The organism is Neobacillus drentensis, from assembly GCF_036965245.1.
GTDB classification, from domain to species: domain Bacteria; phylum Bacillota; class Bacilli; order Bacillales; family Cytobacillaceae; genus Neobacillus; species Neobacillus drentensis_G.
The window spans coordinates 1-7013 of the sequence record NZ_JBALPG010000210.1 but is presented as its reverse complement, the minus strand read 5'-3'; the positions used below and the strand labels follow the sequence as shown (position 1 = coordinate 7013).

5 protein-coding genes are annotated in these 7013 nt (G+C 36.6%); 4 read left to right on the top strand and 1 reads right to left on the bottom strand.

The features are described 5' to 3' along the window. The first annotated feature begins 32 nt into the window (after positions 1-32). The 3 genes from V7150_RS25515 (at position 33) to V7150_RS25505 (ending at position 4476) form a co-directional block, all read left to right on the top strand. On the top strand, positions 33-1985 hold the full coding sequence (locus tag V7150_RS25515) for an LTA synthase family protein (RefSeq protein WP_335523879.1): 1953 nt from the start codon (positions 33-35) through the stop codon (positions 1983-1985). A gap of 197 nt (positions 1986-2182) precedes the next feature. Further along, on the top strand, positions 2183-2287 hold the full coding sequence (locus V7150_RS25510) for a YjcZ family sporulation protein (RefSeq protein ID WP_283922865.1): 105 nt from the start codon (positions 2183-2185) through the stop codon (positions 2285-2287). Positions 2288-2442: 155 nt separating this feature from the next. After that, a complete protein-coding gene (locus V7150_RS25505) occupies positions 2443-4476 on the top strand; it encodes a YhgE/Pip domain-containing protein (RefSeq protein WP_335523876.1) in 2034 nt (677 codons plus the stop codon). Between the two features lie 217 nt (positions 4477-4693). Here V7150_RS25505 and V7150_RS25500 read toward each other — a convergent pair whose 3' ends face one another. Continuing rightward, a complete protein-coding gene (locus V7150_RS25500; protein ID WP_335523873.1) occupies positions 4694-5410 on the bottom strand; it encodes a Crp/Fnr family transcriptional regulator in 717 nt (238 codons plus the stop codon). Between the two features lie 107 nt (positions 5411-5517). Here V7150_RS25500 and V7150_RS25495 point away from each other — a divergent pair, with 107 nt between their 5' ends. Next, positions 5518-6804 (top strand): NCS2 family permease, encoded by a 1287-nt coding sequence (locus tag V7150_RS25495; RefSeq protein ID WP_335523871.1) that lies wholly within the window; start codon positions 5518-5520, stop codon positions 6802-6804. The last annotated feature ends 209 nt before the right edge of the window (positions 6805-7013 follow it).

Here is a 7013-nt window from a genome sequence, read left to right as displayed (position 1 = left end):
GTAATAATTATGTTCTAAAAGGTGGTCAGTAAATGAATAACATTTTTCAAAGGGGTCAAGGTATTTTAAATAAATATATTGGCTTTTTCTTATTATCGGTATTCTTCCTATGGATGAAAACATATATCGTTCAATTAACACAATTTGATTTGGGTATAGAAAATACATTGCAAAAATTTCTATTATTTATCAATCCTTTAGGTTCTGCATTACTATTTTTAGGTATATCATTCTTTTTCAAAGGACGGAAAAAGTATATTTCGCTTATTGTGATTGATTTTCTCTTATCCTTTCTTTTATATGCAAATATCTTATATTACCGGTTCTTTAATGATTTTATTACGTTACCAACGATAACGCAGACGCAGAATTTTGGAGATGTAAGCAGTAGTGTAATTTCTCTTTTAAAACCCTATGATATTTTATTCTTCATCGATATCATTATTTTGATTGCCCTACTTGGTTTTCGTTATGCAAAGATTGAGGTCAAGGATATGAGCCGCCGAAAAACGTCAGCTCTATTCGCTTTATCATTGGCAATTTCTTGCTTGAATTTATCTTTAGCAGAAATAGACCGCCCTCAATTATTGACAAGAGAATTTGATCGAAATTATATTGTGAAATATTTAGGGGTATATAATTACACTATTTATGATGCTGTTAAAAGTACGACAGCATCTGCACAAAGGGTAATGGCTAACAGTGACGATATGACAGAAGTGATTAACTATACAAAATCGAATTATGCTCAGCCTAATCCCGCCTACTTCGGTGCAGGCAAAGGAATGAATATGATTTATTTACATCTTGAGTCGATGCAAAACTTCCTGATCAATTACAAGTTAAACGGGGAAGAAGTAACCCCATTTTTAAATTCATTGACAAATGATAAAAATACAATGTATTTTGATAATTTCTTCCATCAGACTGCACAAGGAAAGACTTCTGATGCTGAATTTATGCTGGAGAATTCATTATTTGGCTTACCACAAGGTTCAGCTTTTACCACAAAAGGTTTAAATACCTACCAGGCTGCTCCAGCGATTTTGGGTCAACAGGGTTATACTTCTGCTGTATTCCACGGAAATTCAGGAAGCTTCTGGAATCGTAATGAGATTTATAAATCGTTTGGATATAACAAGTTTTTTGATTCAAACTACTATCAAATAAACTCTCAGGACCAAGCAGAATATGGGCTGATGGATAAGCCATTCTATGAGCAATCTATTCCACTACTGGAATCATTGCCGCAGCCATTTTATACAAAATTTATTACAGTATCGAACCATTATCCGTACCCAATTAATGAAGAAGATGCAACAATAGCACCGGCTGCAACAGGTGATAAATCTGTCGATCGATATTTCCAGACAGCTCGTTATGCAGATGAAGCACTAAAGCAATTCTTTGATTATTTAAAGCAGTCTGGATTATATGATCATTCGATCATTATTATGTACGGTGACCATTACGGAATTTCAGAAAATCATAATAAAGCAATGGAACAAGTGCTTGGAAAGAAAATTACTCCTTTTGAAAGTGCGGGGTTACAACGTGTACCATTATTCATTCGGGTGCCAGGTATGGAAGGTGGCGTGAACCACGAATATGGTGGTCAGGTCGATATTCTTCCAACACTACTTCACTTGGTTGGTATCGATACAAAAGACTATGTACAATTTGGAACCGACCTAATATCTGAACAGCATGATGATCTTGTTGCATTCCGAAATGGTGACTATGTGAGTCCGACGATTACATCTGTTGACGGTAAATTCTATGATTCCCATACTGGTATGATATTAGCAGAGGACAAGATGGACGAGGCTAATAAAAATAAGAAAATGGTGCAACAAAAATTAACATATTCTGATAAAGTAGTGAATGGAGATTTATTGCGTTTTTACACACCAGAGAACTTTATTCCTGTAGACAGGTCAACATTCAACTATAATCCAAATTCCGAAAGTGTTTCAAAAAAGTAAAAAATAATAATGAAAGGCTGCCTGAGAAGTAATTCTTGGGCAGCCTTTTTATGATTTTTCACTGGATATCGAATCCCTATATTGGGTTAAATACTTTTGATTCATTACGGGCAGTAATCAAACGCTTTGCACTTTTTTATACACAAAATCAAGTCAATTACATAAGATAATTCAGAAATATCTGGGAGGTGGAACAGATGGATGGTGCAGGCTTCGGAAGCGGATTTGCTTTAATCGTGGTTTTATTCATCCTGCTTATTATCATCGGTGCAAGCTTTATCGGTTGTGGCAGGTTCTGTTAAAAAACTATTTGGTTTATATTTTGAAAAACGGATAGGGATTGCAGCTGCAATCCCTATTTCCTGTTCTGTTTTCGTTCTTTCTCATTTATTGAATCTTTCCATATAATTGGTGAAAAACTAATAGAAATGTACATTTTACTAAGGATGGGAGAAAAATGGGAAAAATTTTGCGCATTTACAGAACCGATTGGAAAAATATTTTTAGTGTTCCTTCTGTAGTATTGTTAATAGGGGCACTAATGGTATTGCCTTCTGCGTATGCATGGGTAAATATTAAGGCGATGTGGGATCCATATAGCAATACATCAGGAATCAAAGTGGCCGTCGCAAATGAGGATGAAGGGGCAGAAATACAAGGAAACAAAATCAATGTCGGTGATGATACCGTAAAAAATCTAAAAAAAAACCATAACCTTGGCTGGGTGTTTGTAACCCCTAGTGAAGCTAAAAGGGGAGTTGAAAAAGGCAAATATTATGCGTATCTCATTATTCCAAAAGATTTTTCGAAGAAACTTACAAGCATTTTAGAAATAAATCCGCAAAAACCAAAAATAATTTTTGGAGTAAATGAGAAAATCAATGCCGTTGCACCGAAAATTACAAGTTCAGGTGCATCCAGCGTTACTGCTCAAATAAGTCAGACTTTTGTAAAAACGGTGGGGGATGCGATTTTTTCAGGATTCTTTAAAGCTGGAATTGAATTAGAGAAAGCGCTGCCTTCGATCCATAACGTTGAAAAACAAATCTTTGAACTGGAAAAGGCTCTTCCCCAGATTGAGGAAATGGGAAAAAAAGCGATTGAATTAGAGGGGAAACTGCCGGAAATACGGGAAAAGGGACAAAAAATTATCGATCTGGAACAAAGAATTCCGGAAATTCAGCAGGCAGGAAGAAGCATCTTGAAGGTAGAAGAAAGTTTACCTCAGATAAAAGAAGCAGGAGACATGGTGTTGGCGATCCAAGGGAAGCTTGCAGATTTACAGCGTGTCAATGATATCATCACTGATGTAATTGCAAATTTGATGGAAATAGAATCGAAAATAAAGGATGCGATTAATTCTGCAAAGGATGCTCAAACTGACCAGACCGATATCGTGGATAATCAGGAACAGCTAACCCGTCTTTATGAGGAACTAGCAAATATTCATAATCAAGTAAGTCAAACTCGTCTTGATCTTCAACAAAAAATAGATGAAGTGGGAAAAATAATAAACACAGCGGCGGATTTCTTCAAAAATGAAATGCCAGCGGTTGAGCAAAAAATAAAAAAGGCGGCTGATTTTGTTCGAAACGATTTACCTGCTCTTGAAGATGATATTCGAAAAGCGGCTAATCTTGTTCAAACAAAGCTCCCGGAAGTAGAAAAGACTGTTCATAAAGCTGCCGATATGGCTCGAAACGATTTACCAGGATTTGATGCGAAAATAAGGAGTGCCGCTGATAAAATTCGCAGCTTAGAGAGCAGCGTGAATGTGAATGATTTAATCCAATTTTTGAAGCATGATCCGAAAAAAGAAAGTATTTTTTTAGCAAGCCCTGTTCTTTTGGAAACGAAAAGGATTTTCCCGATTCCCAATTACGGCTCTGCGATGACACCTTTTTATACAATGCTGGCACTATGGGTTGGAGCTACCTTTTTAATTGCCTCTTTGCGAGTCGATGTTGAAAACGCCGACAACGAGTATAAGGGATATCAAGTATATTTTGGAAGACTTTTAACGTTTATTACTATCGGAATTTTTCAAGCAGCCATTGCGTCCTTGGGCGATTTGTATTTTATTCATACGTATGCAGTGGACAAACTATGGTTTGTACTATTTAGTATTTTAATCAGCATAGTGTTTGTCATCATCACCTTTACATTATGCGCGGTATTCGGCAATATCGGAAAGGGTTTGGCGATTATATTCTTAGTACTGCAAATCTCCAGTTCTGGCGCAACCTTTCCGGTTAGTACGACTTCTACCTTTTTTCAAATGATTTACCCTTTCATGCCATTTAGTTATGCGGTAAGTATGCTTCGTGAGTCGGTAGGAGGGATGGTTGTAGAAGTGGTAATGAAGGATGTGTTTTCCTTGCTAGTCTTTGCTGCCGCCAGCTTCATTTTAGCGCTTGTCTTGAAAAAACCTTTAAGTAAGTGGATTCAAAAAACCGCAGATAAAGCAAGATCTACCAAAATCATCCAATAATTTGAGCGAAATAGCGAACAATGACGTACATTGTTCGCTATTTATGTTTAAGTTAATTAATGATAGTTTCTAGAGTTACCTCAATCATATCCCACAATCTCTATTTCAATTTTTGTTAAAAGGATAACAACACTTTTGTGAACTAGTTAACAAAATAATCGTAACTAAGCTAACTGAAATGGAACGCTTTCATTTGTTATCATTAGTTAAGGTAAGATTAAACGTTATACCACTTTCGAAGCGCTGGAACCTCTTCGGTTTCACTACAAATTGCTTCCAATTGGCTTTTATCTAATAGGTAAAAATATTTGTCACGTGTATCGATGAGCCCTTCATTTTGGAAATCGCCTAGTGTTTTGGAGATAGATTCTCTGGTTACGCCAAGCATATTTGCAAGTAAGGACTGATTAATTTTTAGATCAATTTTAAAATTATCTCCATCTGGTTTTCCAAAATTATAATAGAGATCCACTAGCAAATTTGCAGCTTTAGTTCTCACATCATAAAAGGTTAAATAACGAATCAAGCGGTTAAGCATCCGGGTCCGTTCAACTAGGATCATATAGGCTTTTCGAAGAACAGATGGATACTGATCTACGATTTGAAGAAAATCTTGTTTTGTCATTTGCCACACTGAAACATTTTCAAGTGCTTCGATAGAAGAAATACGATGGCTGTCGTTGGATAATGCTTCAACTTCCCCTAAAATATCTCCTGGCATTGAGATACTTAGGACAATTTCTTTTCCTTCGTGAATACGGTATACCTTTACCATACCAGAACGAATGATATATACATCTTCACTTAAATCATTTTCAAACATAAGGATATGATTCTTTTTAAACTGACGCTCCTTTAGTTTGGAAATAATGTGTGGTGCATCAATCTCAGGAATATCGGCGAAGATCGCAATTTCCGAGATTTTGGTTATCATAAACATGCATCCTTTCTTGAATCACATATCGAATCAAATGGTTATATAAAAATAAGTATACCATGTTTTTGGTCGATTGAACTCGCATAATAAAAGGGGTAATTGGATTGAGTAAACGATTACAGAGGATCTTTCAACTTCAGGAAGCGAATACGAGTGTTCGGACAGAGGGAATTGCTGGACTAACCTCATTTATGACGGTTGCCTATATTATCGCGGTGAATGGTGCGATTTTAAGTCAAGTTGGGATGCCATATGAAGCAGTAACAATTGCCACTCTGATTTGTTGCTTTCTTGGCTGTATGCTAATGGCTCTTTGGGCTAATTCACCATTACTCATCGTCCCGGGTATGGGAGATAACGCTTTTTTTGTTTTTACCCTTGTATTTTCTTTTGGGCTAACTTGGCAGCAAGCACTTGCAGTTGTATTAATCGCAGGTATTGTATTTACATTGACAACTGTAACAAAAGGAGCGTTCTATTTATCACAATCTATCCCAAATTCGATGATTAATGCCATGACGGCCGGGATCGGCTTGTTTATAGCATTTTTAGGGTTAAAAAATGGTAGATTGATTGTTGCAAGTGAGGGGACATTTGTCAAGTTAGGTGATCTAGCGGATCCTTATGCCTTAACAACGATTCTGACTTTACTTATCTTAGTCCCACTATTCTTACGCAATGTTAAGGGGAACTTCCTGATAGGGATCATTGTTGGTACCTTAATCGGTTCTATCCTTGGAATTGTAGATTTTTCAACATTACGTGATTTTAGTTTCTCTTTTAGCGGGTATGATCAAATATTTTTTGCTTTTGATTTTAGTCAAATTGGTACAATTAATTTCTGGACAGCTGTATTTTCATTATCAATGGTGATTATATTTCAAAATATGGGTGCACAGCTCGGCATGCTGCCAGACAAATCAAAGTTTAGAAGGTCATTTCAAGCAAACGCATTTTCAATTATTGGTGCAGGATTCTTTGGCTGCAGCCCTACAACGACTGCGGCCGAATCGGCAACGGGGATTGCTGCAGGCGGGAGAACGGGCTTAACCTCGTTTACAGCCGGATTATTGTTTATTCCTGCACTGTTTCTTATTCCACTTTTTAAAGTGATTCCAGATGCTGCGATAGCACCTGTACTGATCATTGTTGGTTGTCTAATGGTTCAAAGCCTAAAAGAAATACCATTTAGTGACTTTACCGAAGCGTTTCCAGCCTATTTAATGATGGCAATCATGCCTTTGTCCTTTAGTATTGCCAATGGGATTGCGTTTGGATTTATCGCTTACCCCATTCTAAAACTGGTCACAGGTCGACGACAAGAAATATCGGTTACAATGTATATCATCGCCTTTTTCTTCCTACTCTATTTTATTTTAGGAACAATTTAGTAAAAGATATACTTATGAAGTAACTATAGCAAACGAGGAAAGTGTAAGAAAAAATCGAGCATCCTAACGGGGCTGTTGACAAGATGGGAGTGATATTCCTATTAGTTTGTCAACAGCCACGAACGGGTGCTTTTTCTATTTTCTTGACGAAAAAATTTTTATATGTTATTTAAAAATTTGTTAGCACTCAGTTGCATAGAGTGCTAAAA

Excerpts from the sequence above, each read along its gene's own strand:
- V7150_RS25515 (WP_335523879.1), top strand. The coding sequence starts at position 33 with ATGAATAACATTTTTCAAAGGGGTCAAGGTATTTTAAATAAATATATT.
- V7150_RS25510 (WP_283922865.1), top strand. The coding sequence starts at position 2,183 with ATGGATGGTGCAGGCTTCGGAAGCGGATTTGCTTTAATCGTGGTTTTA.
- V7150_RS25505 (WP_335523876.1), top strand. The coding sequence starts at position 2,443 with ATGGGAAAAATTTTGCGCATTTACAGAACCGATTGGAAAAATATTTTT.
- V7150_RS25500 (WP_335523873.1), bottom strand. The coding sequence starts at position 5,410 with ATGATAACCAAAATCTCGGAAATTGCGATCTTCGCCGATATTCCTGAG.